The following is a 16,681-nucleotide window of genomic DNA, read 5'->3' on the forward strand; positions in this document are numbered from 1 at the left end:
GTTCATGGTGTTAGGGGTAACAACATGATACCGGCGGGAAAGCCCCCGATCTCGTTGATAGCACTGAAATTTTCAACGCTATTCAGGCAGTTACAGCACCACCTGTGGAAAAGTGGGGAGACGCTAGTTAAAGCAAACCAGCATCATCTAATTCTCCTTTGCTGAGAGCTGTGGCACTCTATAGGTTCGCAGCGTGCGTATCGCTTGAGTCCACGATGATTACCTGCAGGAGCCAGACCTTTGATCAACGTTTTAATTGCCGATGATCACCACCTGGTGAGAACCAGCATCGCCCACCTGCTAAACGAAGAGTCCGATATTAAAATTGTGGGCGAAGTGGATGATGGAGAGAGCGCCGTCGCCCAGTGCCGACAACTAAAGCCCGACATTGTCCTCATGGATATTCGTATGCCGGGTATCGGCGGGCTAGAAGCCACACGGCGTATTCATCGCACCCTGGCTGACATTAAGGTTATCATTCTTACCGCCCACTTAGAGGACAGCGTCCTGAGGCGCATGCTTGAAGCCGGTGCATCGGGCTTTTTAAGCAAAGGGGCTGATGCGGTGGAAATGACCGATGCCATTCGCCAAGTCTTCCGCAACGGGCGCTATATAAGCCAAGAAATTGCACAGCGGCTAGCACTCGCCCACTTCACTGACGAAGATAGCCCATTTAACCAGCTCTCTGATCGCGAGCTACAAATTGCTTTGATGATCGTCAACTGTCAGCGAGTACAAGATATTTCTGACCGTCTACACCTTAGCCCTAAAACTGTTAACACTTACCGTTATCGCTTGTTTGATAAGCTACATGTCACCAGTGATGTCGAGTTGACCCATCTCGCCTTACGCCACGGTCTAGTCGAAGGTTTTGACGCCACTATGGGATAGACCTACCATCGCAACTTCTGCCGTTTAAGAGCTCCAATGCCCAGCTATGACTTTTGATGCCAAGCAGTTTTTAAGCTCTGTCAGCACTTCACCCGGTGTTTACCGCATGCTGGATGAGGAGCAAAACACGCTCTATGTCGGCAAAGCGAAGCGTTTGAAAGCACGACTGGCAAGCTATTTCCGCGGCCAGCTCAATACCAAAACCCAGGCGATGGTGGCACGCATTGCCGATATTCAAATTACGGTCACCCGTAGCGAAACCGAAGCACTGCTGCTTGAACAAACATTAATTAAGGAGCTTCGCCCGCCCTACAACATCCTGCTACGGGATGATAAATCCTACCCGTTTGTGTTTGTCACTGACCGCCACCCCTACCCCGCTTTGGAATATAAGCGAGCACGCCAGCGTCGCGACGATGGCCGCTACCTGGGTCCCTACCCCAGCAGCGGGGCCGTAAAAGAGAGCCTGACACTGATGCAGAAAATTTTTCGCATCCGTAACTGCGAAGACAGTGTTTTTGCCCACCGCTCTCGCCCTTGCTTGCAGTATCAAATTCAGCGCTGCAGCGCCCCTTGTGTTGATTACATCTCAGAAGAGGAGTATCGCCGGGATGTGGAACATGCGGTGATGTGCCTAGAAGGCAAAAGCGAGCACGTGACCCAGCTATTAACCCAAGAGATGGAAGTAGCCAGCCAAGCGCTCCACTTTGAAGAGGCCGCACGCCTGCGTGACCAAATCCAGCAGCTACGCCAGCTGCAGCAGCGCCAGTTTGTGGATAACGAGAGCGGCGACGCAGACGTTTTCGCCTTAGCCCAACGCACTGGCGCACTCGGCATCTCCATATTGAGCGTGCGTGATGGTCGTCTACTGGGCGCTCGGCACCATACGCCAAAGAATGATCTAGACCTGCCGCCAGAAATGCTGCTGACCGAAGTGGTTAGTCAATACTATTTTGGCCAGCCGCATAACGTACCCCGAGAAGTAATTACTAGCCTCCCGCTGGAAGATAGCACTCTGATTGCCGATACCCTCTCTCAGCAAGCAGGCAAAAAAGTCAGAGTAGCAAGCCAAGTGCGCGGGCATCGCGCCCAATGGCAGCACCTCGCCATGACCAACGCCGAGCAGCAGCTTGCATCACAGCTGGCCAATAAAACCCAGCTCACTCAGCGGTTTGAGGCACTGCAAAAAGCGCTGGGACTGGAAAAACTGCCAGAGCGGCTTGAGTGTTTCGATATCAGCCACAGCCAGGGCGAAGCCACCGTGGCGTCTTGCGTGGTGTTTGACCACCAAGGCCCGCGTAAAAGTGACTATCGCCACTTCCGCATTGAAGGCATCGCAGCAGGGGATGATTACGCCGCCATGCAACAAGCGCTGACGCGGCGCCTGAAGCGGGTAAAAAACGGAGAAGCAGTGGCCCCCGATATTCTGATTGTGGATGGCGGCAAAGGGCAGCTCAATATGGCACGCGAGGTACTAAACGACCTTTCGGTCACCAACATCATCCTACTAGGCGTTGCCAAAGGAACCACTCGCAAGGCCGGGCTGGAAACTCTCTTCTTAGAGACCAGCGATAACCCGCTACCTTTAGATCCGGCTTCGCCGGCACTGCATTTAATCCAGCATATCCGCGATGAGTCCCACCGCTTTGCGATTGCAGGCCACCGGGCAGCGCGAGACAAAGCGCGACGCACGTCTACTTTGCAGGATATTCCTGGCATAGGCCCTAAACGGCGGCGTGAACTTCTGCGCTTTTTTGGTGGCCTACAGGGCGTACAAAAGGCCAGCCGTGATGAACTAGCCAGGGTGCCCGGAATTAATGCAGCCCTCGCAGAGACCATTTATACGGCACTGAATGGATAAACTTGTTCTTAACATGGATGCAATGCGCTAAGGGGGATAGAATAACCCGCACATTACACTCCGACTTTCATGATTCTCCGGCAAGGATCGCGCCCTGCGATGAATATACCCAACATACTTACACTGGCAAGAATCGTCTTTATCCCTCTACTGGTAGTACTGTTTTATCTACCTTTCAGTTGGAGCATGCCGGTTGCCGCTGGTTTATTTGCCCTAGCATCGGTCACCGACTGGCTCGATGGCTACCTGGCCCGCCGCTGGAATCAGTCGACACCCTTCGGCGCCTTTTTAGACCCTGTGGCAGACAAACTTATGGTCGCCGTGGCGCTTGCACTGTTAATTGAGCGTTTCGACACGCTGATCCTGACGCTGCCCGCACTGGTGATTATCGGTCGTGAGATCGTTATTTCAGCCCTGCGGGAGTGGATGGCCGAAATGGGTAAACGCGGCATGGTGGCTGTCTCTTGGGTTGGCAAACTAAAAACCACGCTGCAGATGGTCGCCATTCTGGTACTGCTGGCCTTCCCGCCAGGGCACGAAATCGCGCTACTGGGCGTGGTTGTTCTGTACGCTGCCGCTGCTCTCACGCTTTGGTCAATGGCTCAGTATCTAAAAGCTGCTTGGCCGCACCTTAGTCGCTCAATGTAGGCAGCATAAATGTCAGCAGCACAGTAGCTCTTTGAACCCGTTGATAAATTGATTGTTTGACAAGCGCGCAGCGATGCGTATAATTCGCCCTCGAGTCGAGCGGGAATAGCTCAGTGGTAGAGCATCGCCTTGCCAAGGCGAGGGTCGAGAGTTCGAATCTCTTTTCCCGCTCCATTTGGTTAACGCCAATGACTTGTTAGGCTGGATGGCAGAGTGGTTATGCAGCGGACTGCAACTCCGTGTACGCCGGTTCGATTCCGACTCCAGCCTCCATTGTCAGTGTAGCGATTGCTGCTAAAGCGCCGATACACTGCCCGGATGGCGAAATTGGTAGACGCAAGAGACTTAAAATCTCTCGGGGGCAACCCCGTGCCGGTTCAAGTCCGGCTCCGGGCACCATGAATTGTTAGTAAGAACATGACGCTGCGAGATCTTCTGATCTACGCGGCTTTTTTGTGTTTAACGCCCACCCGATCAGTTACCTTTCGCTTTTTTGCCTACACCATCGCTAAGCGCCAGTGGTCACGCTATGATGCCATCCTCCCTGTGAAAGCGTGTTGCGCGCGCAGCTTTTGATAGCAAAAAGAAGGAGCGGGCCCCTATGAGCACGCCAACAACCGACCTACTTATTATCGGCGGCGGCGTCGCCGGCCTCACCCTAGCGCTAGAAGTTGCTGACCACTTGTCAGTCACGCTGGTACGTCCGGCACTGGATGATCAAGGAGCCAGCCGCTGGGCACAGGGCGGCATTGCGGCAGTGCTCTCTCCGGATGACAATCTCGACGACCATGTACGCGATACCCTCATCGCTGGCGATGGACTATGCGATGAAGACGCCGTTCGTTTTACCGTCACCCATGGTCCTGAGGCGATTCAATGGCTCATTGACAACGGTGTGCCGTTTACGCCCGACCCGGACCCAAGTGCCCGCTACCCCTACCACCTGACCCGAGAAGGTGGGCACAACGCGCGACGCATTATTCATGCCGATGACGCCACCGGTCGTGCGGTAGTTGAAACCTTGGTCAATAAAGTCTCCGCCCACCCTGGCATTACTCAGCGCAGCGACCTGACCATTCTCACCCTGCTGAGTAACGCTGAGGGCCACTGCATTGGCGCCCAAGGTGTCGATAGCGAGCAGCGCCGACAAGCGTTTTATGCCCATCACACCGTTCTCGCTACCGGCGGCGCAAGCGGGTTATACCGGCACACCACCACCCCAGCACCCAGCAGCGGCGAAGGTATGATGATGGCGGCTGAGCTGGGAGCAACGCTTGCCAATCTTGAGTTTCAGCAGTTTCACCCTACCTGCCTATTCGACCCGGATGGCCCAGCCTTTCTGATTAGCGAGGCGGTGCGCGGTGAAGGCGGCCACCTGCTTAACGAAGCTGGCCATCGTTTTATGCCCGACCTCGATCCACGTGCCGAGCTAGCGCCTAGAGATGTGGTGGCCAGAGCCATTGATGCACAGATTCAGCAAGGCACGCTGGGGCACGTCTGGCTAGATATACGCCACTTAGGGGAAGCCTCTATACGCCATCACTTCCCTACAATTTTGGCTCATTGCGCCTCGCGGGGAATGGATATTACGCGCCAACCGATCCCCGTTGTGCCCGCCGCCCATTATAGCTGTGGCGGCGTCGCTACCGACCACGCTGGCGCTACCGACGTTGCCAACCTTTATGCCATTGGCGAAACGGCCTACACCGGCCTCCACGGCGCAAACCGTATGGCTAGCAATTCGCTGCTTGAGTGTTTGGTTTATGCGCGTAGCTGCGCCCGGCATCTGCTCTCCTTGCCCTCGCCACCCAATGAGCCGCTGAATACAGGGGGTGATCATCAAGCACCTATCATTCAGCCCAGCATTAACGTGGAACTAGAGGCACTTAGAAAGCTCCGCTTTAAGATGCGCAGCGTCATGAGTCAATACGTATCGATAGTAAGAAGCGACCAAGGCCTTGCTGCCGCCAGTGAAGCACTGGCAGAAATCAAAAAAGAATTGGAAAAGCTAGATAAAGCGATGTCGCACCCAGAAAGTATGCGACTAAGGCAAGCCATTATGCTTGCTCAACTCACTGTGCTGGCCGCCTCTCAACGCCACGAGTCTCGGGGCTTGCATTACTCTATTGACTGGCCAGAACATCAGGCCACCTCCAGCCCTTCTCAGCTGACACTAGATAGTTTACGTTTAGCAGGGCTTCCGCACTAACGCCCTGCCAAACTATCGACCAGGCCGATGGAAACATCGGCGCAGGGCGCGCTGACTGTCGCCTGGGAGACTGTCTGGCCATAACCAGAGACGCTGTGATCCCATACGAAGCCCTACTAGCCAAGGCCCTAGATAGTCACAGCTAACTCCTAATGTCGGCCCCGCCTCTCCAGTGGCTAGCAACCAGCATCCCTCTATCTGGCTGCCGTTCTTGGTGAGCTGCAGCGCCCCACATGGCTGCGCACTATAGGAGCAATACACTAACGCCATTCCAATGCTTAGCGTTAATCCCCCTAACCAATGGCCTATCGCCCAACCTATTAGTATCGCCAGCCCCAGCACCAACGCCCCGTAAAGCCCGCCTGCCAGCTTAGAGCGTGCGATAAGCAGTGTTATCGGTGGTTTCAGCATGCTCAACGATCATTTGCACAAGATGGCGCAAGTCCGGATCTTCAGGCCACTCACGATGCATCAGCCAAACGAACAAATCTTGATCCTCTTCTTCAATCAAACGCTGATACGTCAACTGCTCCTCTTCGCTCAGCGTGTCGAAGCGTTTTTCTAAAAAGGGAATTAACAGCAGATCCAGCTCCCACATACCGCGCCGGGAGTGCCAGTAAAGCCGCTTACGAAGCACAGCGGCGGGGGAAGTATCGTCGCTCAACGTCAGCCTCTCCGAGTAGATGAAAATGAAAAGCCAGTATACCGAAGCTGTGGGGTCGCGCCAGGGCCAAGCTTCGCCTATGCTGTTAATCAGCTTCGTACTAACTTGCCTAGTACCTTGTTTTATCTGAATTGTTTTATGCGGTTATGCGCAGTATGCTGATTTCAAAGTTATCGAGGTCGCATGTGCATTACGGCCTTTAAACGCAGGGAGCCAACCGATGACCAAGTCTGAACTAATCGAACAAATTGCGATGCGTCAACCGGAGCTATCCGCCAAGGATGTCGAAACAGCGGTGCGTATTATCCTAGATGATATGACCGATGCTCTCGCCACTGGAGGACGAGTAGAGATCCGTGGTTTTGGCAGCTTTTCGCTTCATTATCGCAAGCCGCGCACGGGGCGTAATCCTAAAACCGGCGACCCGGTAGATTTAGACGGCAAATACGTACCGCACTTTAAACCGGGCAAGGAGCTGCGCGAACAAGTCGATGCGAGCCGCGCTTTAGGTTACTAAAGCGAGTTAATAGCGCCATCCGACCTTCTGCGGGATGACGTCGCGCCCAGACTCAGACACAATAGCATCATCGTGAACGTCACTGATTAGGAAACTCTCATGCGTTGGATCAAAGGGCTGATTCTGGCCGTCATTTTATTGGTAGTGATGCTGGTGGGCATTCTGTTTGCTGTGAATAACCAGCAAGCCATTGCCTTAAACCTAATTTGGGCTGAACTGCCTGCCGTATCACTCTCCGTATGGCTACTAGCCACCCTAGCGGTGGGCGTCATTGTCGGCATGCTGGCCATGCTGGGTGTTTATGTTCGCCTGAAAGCACGGCTTGCCCGCAGTGAGCGTCACAATAAACAGCAGCGCAAAGAGCTAGACCGGTTACGCACTCAGGGGTTGAAGGAACTGGCGTAAATGCATGATGCTGTGCTGCTAGGCGTACTCTTGGCAGCCATTGCCATCGGCTTTGGCCTAGGCATCCGTTACGCCTACCGCCGCCAGCAGCACTCCCCCGCCTCGCGTACTCCCGGCTTATCACGGGAATACTTCGTCGGGCTGAACTATCTGCTGAACGAGCAGCCCGACGAAGCGATTAACACCTTTATCCATGCATTGGATGTTAATAGCGACACCATTGATACTCATATTGCCCTTGGCAAGCTTTTCCGTGCCCGCGGTGAAGCAGATAAAGCCGTTAGCATTCATCAAAACCTGCTAGCCCGCCCAGCACTCTCTACCACGACTAATGAAATCATTCAGCTTGAGCTCGCCCGCGACTTTATCGCCTTGGGTGTGCACGACCGAGCCCAGCGGCTACTGCGCAGCCTGCTAGAACACTCGGTGAACGAAGCGCTCCGTCTAGAAGCGAAGCGGCTGCTGATTGATTTACTTGAGCGAGAAAAAGAGTGGCAAGACGCGCTAGACGTTGTTCAACCGCTGATTAAGCAGCAACCCGCCATGCGCCGCCCTGCATCACACTGGCTCTGTGAACTTGCCCAACAGGAAATTGATCAATCTAGCCGCGCAATGGCGCGTAAGCACCTCAAAAAAGCGCTCCAGTTGGATGAGCGCTGTATTCGCGCCACCTTAATGCTGGCTGAATTAGAGATGGATAATGGTCACTATGCAAAAGCTATCGAGCGGCTTAATCATATACCCCAGCAGGATATCGCTCACGTACCGACCATGCTACCAGCGCTCCAGCGCGCTTATACCCGCAATAACAACTTACCCGGTCTGGAAAGCCACCTGTATAAACTACTAGGCCAAGCGCCGTATACCAGCGTCATTGTGACGCTAGGGGAACTCGTTCATCAAAGAGATGGAGTAGACAGCGCTATCGAGCGAACCGGCGAGTGGCTGAGTGAAGCGCCCAGCCTAGGAGGGCTTGATTACCTAGTTGATCTCTACCTGGAAAGTGAACGGCTCGCTGGTAAAGCCACACCGGATACCCGACTCCTCTTACTAAAACACCATACCGATGCCCTGCTGAAGGGACGCCCCCGCCATCGCTGCCGCCGCTGTGGGTTTAGTAGCGACAGCCTGGCTTGGCAGTGCCCCAGCTGCCGCCGCTGGGGCACTATTAAACCAATTACCGGCGTCGAGGGCGAATAGCTATTGCCCACCTACCAGCTCGGCCTCAATAGCCGCTAATGCTGCCATAGGGTCTTCTGCTTGCGTGACCGGACGACCTACCACTAAATGCGTGCTACCCGCCTGCATTGCGTCAGCAGGCGTCATGATGCGCTGTTGATCGTTCGCCGCCGCAAAGCTAGGACGAATACCGGGCGTTACTTTTAAGAATGCGCTGCCGCACTGCGCCTCGATCTGCGCCGCCTCCTGCGCCGAGCACACCACGCCGTCTAATCCGCTTTGCTGGGCCAGGGCTGCCAAGCGCATGACGTGCTCAGCAGGGCTTGCAGTAATGCCCACATCCGCCAAGTCTTCCGCCTGCATGCTAGTCAGCACCGTGACCGCAATTAAGTGCGTAGTAAGCTGATGGTCGGATAAGCGCTTTGCCGCTGCCTCCATCATTTTGCGCCCGCCAGAGGCGTGAACGTTTACCATCCAAACACCCTGCTCTGCCGCCGCCTGAACAGCACTGGCCACGGTATTAGGAATATCGTGAAATTTAAGATCCAGGAACACATCGAAACCACGTCCATGGAGCGCTTCCAGTACGGCAGGGCCACTTCGCGTAAACAGCTCTTTACCGACTTTGAGACGGCACCGAGTAGGGTCAAGCTGGTCTGCCATGCACAGAGCTGCATCAAGCGAAGGGTAATCCAGGGCAATAATCAGTGGGGAATCGGTGGACACGCGCTTACTCCGTGTTCGTGAACGCTTAAAGGGAAATTGCGCCATTGACGCGATGGGTATTGATTAGTGTACCAGCCCCACAGAGCTTGCAGTGTAAGCGATTGGCCATTTCCCTGTAGCAAAAGGCTTACAAAAACCATCGTCGATGACTTACAGCATTCACTGTTCTAAATGCTAATTTCAACTAAGGCGGCGAATAAAGCTTCACTCCTATCGCTGCGCTCATGGCCTTTCGTGCTGAGTACGCGACTGGCTCAATGGAAAAAACAGAAGGATGTTAACGATGCAGACAACGTTTAAGCGTATCGCAGCCGCACTACTTATTAGCCTCAGCCTTGGCCTATCAGGAACAGCGATGGCTCAAGCCATTGCGCCGATTAACGTCAACAGTGCCGATGAGGAACTGCTTGCTGAGCTGCCCGGTATTGGCCCAAGCCGCGCGACAGCGATTATTGAAGAGCGCGAAGCCAACGGTGCCTTTGAAAATGCCGATGACCTGACCCGCGTGAACGGCATTGGGCCAGCCACCGTTGACCGTATGCGTGATCAAATCAAATTTGAAGAGTAAATTTAAAAAGCAACCCACCACATGCCACCGCACGGTTACACATCGGCGGTGGCGGTGCTGACAAGCCGCTTAAATTGTATCGCCGGGCACTCGCACTCGCCCTTCCATTAACACTCGTGCACTGCGGCTCATTACCGCCTGATCAATCTGCCAGCGCCCGTCTACCAGGCTGGCTTTCGCCCCAACCCGAAGTGACCCTGAAGGATGGCCAAACGTCACCGCTTCACGCTCAATGCCACCGGCCGCTAAATTCACCAACGTACCCTGAATCGCCGCTGCCGCGCCAATAGCGACCGCCGCCGTGCCCATCATGGCGTGGTGTAGCTTGCCCATCGAGAGCGCCCGCACCACTAGGTCAATATCTTCAGCATTGACGGCTTTCCCACTCGATGCCATATAGCTAGCTGCGGGGGCCACAAAGGCCACTTTGGGAGTATGCTGACGGCTGGCAGCCTCCTCCACATGGCTAATCAGCCCCATGCGGACGGCCCCGTGGGCGCGAATCGTTTCAAACATCTCCAGCGCCTTGGCATCCCCGTTAATCGCCTCTTGCAGCTCACACCCGGTGTAGCCCAGCGCCTCAGCATTGACGAACACCGTTGGAATACCGGCATTAATCAACGTTGCTTTCAGCACACCAACACCCGGCACCTCTAGGTCATCGACCACGTTACCGGTGGGAAAAATCGCGCCCTCACCATCGGCAGGGTCTATAAACGCGACGGGGATTTCTGCCGCCGGAAAGGTCACGCCATCCAGCTCGAAATCACCGGTCTCTTGCACTTCACCCTCCGCCATGGGTACTTGGGCAACGATGGTTTTCTGAATATTGGCCTGCCAAATACGCACTTCCGCGATGCCGTTTCGAGGCACCTTAGCGGGATCGACCAAGCCATTGGCGATAGCGTAAGGCCCTACCGCCGCGGATAGGTTGCCACAGTTGCCGCTCCAATCCACAAAGGGTTTATCGATCGAGACTTGGCCGAATAGGTAATCCACATCGTGATCGGGCGAGTCACTCTTCGAGAGAATCACCGTTTTGCTGGTGCTGGACGTGGCGCCCCCCATGCCATCAATTTGTTTTTCATAAGGGTCGGGGCTGCCTATCACCCGCAGCAGCAGCTTATCCCGCGCTTCACCCGGCACCTGAGCGGCGGTGGGCAGGTCACTCAAAGTGAAAAACACCCCTTTACTGGTGCCGCCCCGCATATAGGTGGCGGGAATACGCATTTGTGCTTGATGAGCCATGACGCACCTCTTAAACAATAGCCTGGCTACGGCCAGGCTATTCGCTATTCATTACCCCCTTACCATCGCGCTGAGACGACTAGGCAACGGAGGATTCCAAAAAGTCCTGAGCAAAACGCTGCAGCACGCCACCGGCAGAATAGATGGTCACTTCTTCGGCCGTATCCAATCGGCAAACCACTGGCACGCGCTCGGTGCTACCACTGGTGCGGTGAATGACTAGGGTGAGCATGGCGCGCGGTTCGGGCGTGCCTTCCACATCGAAGACTTCCGTGCCGTCCAACTCTAGGGTTTTCCGCGTGGTCCCTTCCTCGAACTGCAGCGGCATAACACCCATACCGATCAGGTTCGTGCGGTGAATACGCTCAAAGCCCTCGGCGACGATGGCCTCTACCCCCGCAAGGGCAACGCCTTTGGCCGCCCAGTCACGGGATGAGCCTTGGCCGTAATCCGCTCCGGCAATAATAATCAGCGGCTGCTTGCGGGCCATATAGGTCTCGATGGCTTCCCACATGCGGGTCACTTTACCCTCCGGCTCGATCCGCGCCAGCGACCCCTGCAGCACCTTGCCCTGCTCGTCGTGGACCATTTCGTTGAACAGTTTCGGGTTCGCCAACGTTGCCCGCTGGGCGGTCAGGTGATCACCGCGGTGGGTGGCGTAGGAGTTAAAGTCCTCCTCCGGCAGGCCCATTTTGTGCAAGTACTCCCCCGCTGCGCTATCGAGCATGATGGCATTGGAGGGCGAGAGGTGGTCGGTGGTGATGTTGTCCGGCAGAATCGCCAGCGGGCGCATGCCCTTCAGCCCACGCTCTTTCGCCATGTTGCCTTCCCAGTAGGGCGGGCGGCGAATATAGGTGCTCTGGGGCCGCCATTCGTAGAGCGGGCTTACCTGCGTGCGCGCACTTTTATCCAGATCGAACATCGGGATATAGGTTTGGCGGAACTGCTCGGGCTTCACCGACGACTTCACGATGGCATCGATTTCGCTATCGTCGGGCCAGATGTCCTTGAGGGTGATCGGATTACCCTGCGTGTCATACCCCAGCACGTCTTTTTCGATATCAAAGCGAATGGTGCCTGCGATGGCATACGCCACCACCAACGGCGGTGAGGCCAAAAACGCCTGCTTGGCGTAGGGGTGGATACGCCCGTCAAAGTTTCGGTTGCCGGAGAGCACTGCCGTGGCGTACAGGTCGCGGTCAATGATTTCCTGCTGGATGTGCGGCTCCAGCGCACCAGACATCCCGTTACAGGTGGTACAGGCGTAGGCCACCACACCAAAGCCGAGGTTTTCCAACTCATCCATCAAGTGCGCTTCTTCTAAGTACATCTTGACGGTTTTGGAGCCAGGGGCCAGCGACGACTTCACCCACGGTTTGCGGGTCAGCCCTAACCGGTTGGCGTTGCGAGCAATCAACCCAGCCGCCACCATATTGCGCGGGTTAGACGTGTTGGTGCAGCTGGTGATGGCGGCAATAATCACCGCACCATCCGGCATTCTGCCTGCCTGCTCATCGGCCCGGGCTTTATCCAAGTCGATGGCGATACCCCGCTTTGCCAGCTCGGAAGTAGGCAGGTGGGCATGGGGGTTAGAAGGGCCAGCCAACGTGCGCTCCACGCTTGAGAGATCAAACGTCAATACCCGTTCGTAATAGGCACTCTTGAGATCATCTGCCCATAGCCCAGTATGCTTGGCATACGCTTCCACCAGCGCGACTTGCTCATCTTCACGCCCAGTGAGCTTGAGATACTCAATGGTTTGGTTATCGATGTAGAACATCGCCGCCGTAGCACCATACTCCGGCGTCATATTGGAAATCGTGGCGCGGTCGCCCACGGTCAGCGCGTCAGCGCCTTCGCCGTAGAACTCTAAGTAAGCGCCCACTACGCGCTCTTTACGCAGAAACTCGGTAATCGCCAGCACCATATCCGTGCCGGTAATCCCCGGCTGTAGTTTGCCGGTAAGCTCGACCCCGACAATATCCGGCAGGCGCATCATCGAGGCGCGGCCCAGCATCACGCTTTCCGCCTCCAGGCCACCGACACCTACGGAGATCACCCCTAGCGCATCCACCATCGGCGTATGGCTGTCGGTACCCACACATGTATCTGGATAGGCAATACGCACGCCCTGCTCATCAGGGCGGCACTGCACCACTGGGGACATCTTCTCCAGGTTGATCTGGTGCATGATGCCGTTGCCGGGGGGAATCACATCGACGTTTTCAAATGCCAGCTTGGTCCAGTTAATAAAGTGGAAGCGGTCGTCGTTACGACGATCCTCTACTTGGCGGTTTTTCTCGAAGGCATCCTTCTCAAAGCCCGCATGTTCGACGGCCAGCGAGTGGTCGACGATAAGCTGAGTGGGCACGACCGGGTTGACCTTGGCCGGGTCACCGCCTTTATCGGCAATGGCATCACGCAGGCCAGCTAAATCTACCAGCGCGGTTTGGCCAAGAATGTCGTGACATACCACCCGTGCCGGGTACCAGGGAAAATCTAAATCCTGCTTGCGCTCAATGAGCTGTTTTAGAGCATCGGTGAGCAGCTCAGGGTCACAGCGACGTACCAGCTGTTCGGCCAATACACGCGAAGTGTAGGGCAGTTTGGCATAGGCGCCGTGCTGGATATCCTCGACCGCTTGGCGTGCATCGAAGAACTCTACCGGCTCGCCCTCTACCAGAACGCCCGGTAGCGGCTTGCGATAATTCGTGTTCATAACGCCTCTCACTTAGTCACCTCGCAACCGATCAGTCGCGCGCTTCGATGGGTACCCATTCGTTCTTCTCAGGGCCGATATAATCAGCACTGGGGCGAATAATTCGATTATTGGCACGCTGCTCGAACACATGCGCTGCCCAGCCAGTCACCCGGGACATCACGAAAATCGGTGTAAACAGCTTGGTCGGGATATCCATGAAGTGGTAAGCGCTGGCATGGAAGAAATCGGCGTTGCAGAACAGTTTCTTCTCACGCCACATCACCTCCTCACAGCGAACGGACACCGGATAGAGCACGGTGTCGCCAACATCATCCGCCAGCTTCTTCGACCACTCTTTGATAATGGCATTACGCGGATCCGACTCCCGATAGATCGCATGGCCAAAGCCCATGATTTTCTCTTTACGCTCCAGCATACCGAGCATTTCCCGCTCTGCTTCCTCTGGCGATGCCCAGTTCTCGATCATCGCCATGGCCGCTTCGTTGGCGCCACCGTGCAGCGGGCCGCGCAGTGAGCCAATCGCGCCGGTGATACAAGAGTGCATATCGGAAAGCGTAGAAGCGCATACCCGAGCGGTGAAAGTTGAAGCATTGAACTCGTGCTCGGCATACAGAATCAGCGAGACGTTCATCACCCGGGCATGCAGTTCGGAGGCGGGCTCGCCGCGTAGCATATGTAGGAAGTGGCCACCTACCGAGGCATCATCGGTTTCGGTATCAATACGCACGCCGTCATGGCTGAAGCGATACCAGTAGCAAATAATCGAGGGCAGCACCGCTAGCAGGCGATCCGCCACGTCCTGCTGCTCGTCAAAGCTCTCTTCAGTTTCCAGGTTACCCAGCATGGAGGCCCCCGTACGCATCACGTCCATCGGGTGAGCGTCTTTAGGAATCTGCTCCAGCACGGTTTTCAGCGCATCAGGCAGGCCACGCAGGCCTTTTAGCTTGGCAATGTAGTGGTCAAGCTCCGCCTGGTTGGGCAGTTTGCCTTTCAACAGCAGGTAGGCGACTTCTTCAAATTTGGCTTTTTCAGCCAGCTCCTTAATATCAAAGCCGCGATAGGTGAGGCCGGAACCGGTTTTACCCACGGTACATAGGGCCGTCGCACCTGCGCTCTGCCCCCGAAGTCCTGCGCCTGCTAGCGGTTTATCAGCCATGTTATCTCTCCTGACGTACTTATTAGTTTTATAAGTGTTGTTAGTAAATTAGCGCTGTTAGCTAAAGAGCTCGCTTTCGTTAAACGTCTTTTTGCTCGGCAAACAGCGCGTCAAGCTTTTGCTCAAAGTCGTGGTAATTCAAAAAGTCGTACAGCTCATCGCGGGTCTGCATGGTGTCGACCACCTCACGTTGATGACCGTTATCTAGAATGCTCTGGTACACCTTCAACGCGGCGGCATTCATGGCCCGGAACGCCGAGAGCGGGTAGAGCACCATGCGGCAACCCACTTCACCCAGCTCCTGCTGGCTAAACAGCGGCGTCGCGCCGAACTCGGTAATGTTGGCCAAAATGGGAGCATTTACTCGCTGGCAGAATGCCTTATAGTCATCCAGCGTATGTACCGCTTCGGCAAAGATAGCGTCGGCACCTGCTTCCACGCAGGCGTTCGCCCGCTCGATGGCAGCGTCCAGCCCCTCTTTTTGGAACGCATCGGTGCGTGCGATGAGGTAGAAATCGGGGTCCAGCTTGGCATCGGCGGCGGCTTTGATGCGGTCTACCATTTCCTGCTGCGAGACAATGGCTTTGTTCGGCCGGTGGCCGCAGCGCTTTTGCGCTACTTGGTCTTCCAAGTGAACAGCCGCCACGCCTGCCCGCTGCATCTCTTTCACAGTGCGGGCAATATTAAACGCACCGCCCCACCCTGTATCGATATCCACCAGCAGCGGCAACTCAGTGGCGCCACAGATGCGGTGTGCATCTTCCACTACGTCGTTCATGGTGGTCATACCTAGATCCGGCAGGCCAAACGATGCATTCGCCACACCACCACCCGAAAGATAAATGGCTTGATGGCCTACACGCTCAGCCATCATGGCCGTATAGGCGTTGATGGTGCCTAAAATCGGCAGCGGGCGATTGGCTTCAAGCGCGGCACGAAACCGTGCCCCAGGGGTAAGCTTGGATGATGGTGTGGTAGACATGGGCGTTAGCTCCTTTAGTCGGCAGATGTTGTTGATTGTTGTTCGAGAATGGCGGCATAGCGGTCAGCGACATTGGCACGAGAAGCGCTGACATGGCGGCGCATCAATAGCTCGGCAAGTTCAGCGTCACCGGCTTCAATAGCGTCCACAATACGGTGGTGCTCTACAAATGCCCGCTGGGGGCGCGTACCGCTGGCACTAAACTGGGTACGATAGAGGCGCACTAGGTAGTAAAGGTCATCGCAAAGCAGGTTCATCAGCATCTTGTTGTGGCTGCCTTGAACAATGCAATAATGGAAATCCAGGTCGCCTTCACGCTGGTAATAGGCTTCACCGCGCTTTAAGTCGCCCTGGCTTTCATGCACCGCCAGTACATCGCGTAAGCCCTGAATCTCCTCAGGCGACATATGCTCGGCGGCCAAGCGGGCAGCCATGCTCTCTAAGGCTTCGCGTACGTCGAAGAGCTCCAGCAGCTCTTTCATGGAGAGTTTGACCACCCGCGCGCCTACGTGGGGCACGCGTTCAATCAAGCGGTGAGCTTCCAGGCGTCGCATGGCTTCACGCAGCGGCCCACGGGAGATACCGTAGGTTTTGGATAGCCCTGGCTCGGTAATTTTACTGCCTGGCGCTAGCTCGCCGCGCACAATGGCGCTTTGCAGCTGATGAAACACGCGCTCTGCGAGCGTACGCACCTCAGGTGAGACCGGCTCGGACGAGGCTTCATCGGAAGGCGAGGATGTTGTAGCAAGTAACGTCATGGCTAATTGTCGACAATTAAGGAATAGAGGAACTTTAGCCCTCTCTATTTCCCTCGTCAACCATGCAAAATAGGCGTTTTTATACGTCTTTCGTTGCAAGCGGGTATGGACCCGGGAAACAACTGTCAACAATCAAATAAATTAGGA

At 55.5% G+C, this 16,681-nt stretch carries 15 protein-coding genes and 3 tRNA genes; 11 read left to right on the forward strand and 7 right to left on the reverse strand.

Annotated features, from left to right (window positions below; genetic code table 11):
- Positions 1–240 precede the first annotated feature (240 nt).
- The 7 genes from uvrY to nadB all read left to right on the forward strand — a co-directional run bounded on the left by uvrY (position 241) and on the right by nadB (position 5,609).
- Positions 241–891 (forward strand): UvrY/SirA/GacA family response regulator transcription factor, encoded by a 651-nt coding sequence (gene uvrY, locus L1249_RS07095; protein ID WP_058576295.1) that lies wholly within the window; start codon positions 241–243, stop codon positions 889–891.
- A 46-nt stretch (positions 892–937) separates the two neighbouring features.
- Positions 938–2,752 carry an excinuclease ABC subunit UvrC gene (uvrC, locus tag L1249_RS07100; RefSeq protein ID WP_228168701.1) on the forward strand — a complete coding sequence of 605 codons (1,815 nt, stop codon included), beginning with the start codon at positions 938–940 and terminating at the stop codon, positions 2,750–2,752.
- Between the two features lie 99 nt (positions 2,753–2,851).
- Entirely contained in the window at positions 2,852–3,400 is a 549-nt protein-coding gene (gene pgsA / locus L1249_RS07105; protein ID WP_044628106.1) for a CDP-diacylglycerol--glycerol-3-phosphate 3-phosphatidyltransferase, read from the forward strand.
- Positions 3,401–3,499: 99 nt separating this feature from the next.
- Positions 3,500–3,574 (forward strand) — tRNA-Gly (locus L1249_RS07110).
- A 25-nt stretch (positions 3,575–3,599) separates the two neighbouring features.
- Positions 3,600–3,673 (forward strand) — tRNA-Cys (locus L1249_RS07115).
- Between the two features lie 39 nt (positions 3,674–3,712).
- Positions 3,713–3,799 (forward strand) — tRNA-Leu (locus L1249_RS07120).
- 202 nt (positions 3,800–4,001) lie between these two features.
- On the forward strand, positions 4,002–5,609 hold the full coding sequence (gene nadB / locus L1249_RS07125; RefSeq protein WP_228168700.1) for an L-aspartate oxidase: 1,608 nt from the start codon (positions 4,002–4,004) through the stop codon (positions 5,607–5,609).
- Between the two features lie 370 nt (positions 5,610–5,979).
- Here the strand turns inward: nadB and L1249_RS07130 are convergent, their stop codons facing one another.
- A complete protein-coding gene (locus L1249_RS07130) occupies positions 5,980–6,273 on the reverse strand; it encodes an FAD assembly factor SdhE (RefSeq protein ID WP_044628108.1) in 294 nt (97 codons plus the stop codon).
- A 220-nt stretch (positions 6,274–6,493) separates the two neighbouring features.
- Between L1249_RS07130 and L1249_RS07135 the strand changes: the two genes are divergently transcribed.
- The 3 genes from L1249_RS07135 to lapB all read left to right on the forward strand — a co-directional run bounded on the left by L1249_RS07135 (position 6,494) and on the right by lapB (position 8,395).
- Positions 6,494–6,790 carry an integration host factor subunit beta gene (locus L1249_RS07135; RefSeq protein ID WP_044628109.1) on the forward strand — a complete coding sequence of 99 codons (297 nt, stop codon included), beginning with the start codon at positions 6,494–6,496 and terminating at the stop codon, positions 6,788–6,790.
- 99 nt (positions 6,791–6,889) lie between these two features.
- Positions 6,890–7,195 (forward strand): LapA family protein, encoded by a 306-nt coding sequence (locus L1249_RS07140; protein ID WP_044628110.1) that lies wholly within the window; start codon positions 6,890–6,892, stop codon positions 7,193–7,195.
- Entirely contained in the window at positions 7,196–8,395 is a 1,200-nt protein-coding gene (lapB, locus tag L1249_RS07145; RefSeq protein ID WP_044628111.1) for a lipopolysaccharide assembly protein LapB, read from the forward strand.
- Here lapB and pyrF read toward each other — a convergent pair whose 3' ends face one another.
- The gene (gene pyrF, locus L1249_RS07150; RefSeq protein WP_058576291.1) at positions 8,396–9,100 is read right to left on the reverse strand and encodes an orotidine-5'-phosphate decarboxylase; all 705 of its coding nucleotides are present in this window, start codon (positions 9,098–9,100) and stop codon (positions 8,396–8,398) included.
- Between the two features lie 283 nt (positions 9,101–9,383).
- Between pyrF and L1249_RS07155 the strand changes: the two genes are divergently transcribed.
- The gene (locus L1249_RS07155; RefSeq protein ID WP_044628113.1) at positions 9,384–9,668 is read left to right on the forward strand and encodes a ComEA family DNA-binding protein; all 285 of its coding nucleotides are present in this window, start codon (positions 9,384–9,386) and stop codon (positions 9,666–9,668) included.
- A gap of 69 nt (positions 9,669–9,737) precedes the next feature.
- Here the strand turns inward: L1249_RS07155 and prpF are convergent, their stop codons facing one another.
- The 5 genes from prpF to L1249_RS07180 form a co-directional block, all read right to left on the reverse strand.
- Complete coding sequence (prpF, locus tag L1249_RS07160; protein WP_044628114.1) at positions 9,738–10,916, reverse strand: 2-methylaconitate cis-trans isomerase PrpF; 1,179 nt, start codon at positions 10,914–10,916, stop codon at positions 9,738–9,740.
- Between the two features lie 79 nt (positions 10,917–10,995).
- Complete coding sequence (gene acnD, locus L1249_RS07165; protein ID WP_044628115.1) at positions 10,996–13,635, reverse strand: Fe/S-dependent 2-methylisocitrate dehydratase AcnD; 2,640 nt, start codon at positions 13,633–13,635, stop codon at positions 10,996–10,998.
- A gap of 31 nt (positions 13,636–13,666) precedes the next feature.
- Positions 13,667–14,794, reverse strand: coding sequence for a bifunctional 2-methylcitrate synthase/citrate synthase (gene prpC, locus L1249_RS07170; protein ID WP_228168699.1), 1,128 nt, complete (start codon positions 14,792–14,794; stop codon positions 13,667–13,669).
- 79 nt (positions 14,795–14,873) lie between these two features.
- Entirely contained in the window at positions 14,874–15,776 is a 903-nt protein-coding gene (gene prpB, locus L1249_RS07175; RefSeq protein ID WP_058576287.1) for a methylisocitrate lyase, read from the reverse strand.
- Positions 15,777–15,790: 14 nt separating this feature from the next.
- On the reverse strand, positions 15,791–16,534 hold the full coding sequence (locus L1249_RS07180) for a GntR family transcriptional regulator (protein WP_044628118.1): 744 nt from the start codon (positions 16,532–16,534) through the stop codon (positions 15,791–15,793).
- Positions 16,535–16,681 lie beyond the last annotated feature (147 nt).

This window comes from Halomonas sp. Cn5-12 (assembly GCF_021532545.1).
GTDB lineage: Bacteria > Pseudomonadota > Gammaproteobacteria > Pseudomonadales > Halomonadaceae > Vreelandella > Vreelandella aquamarina.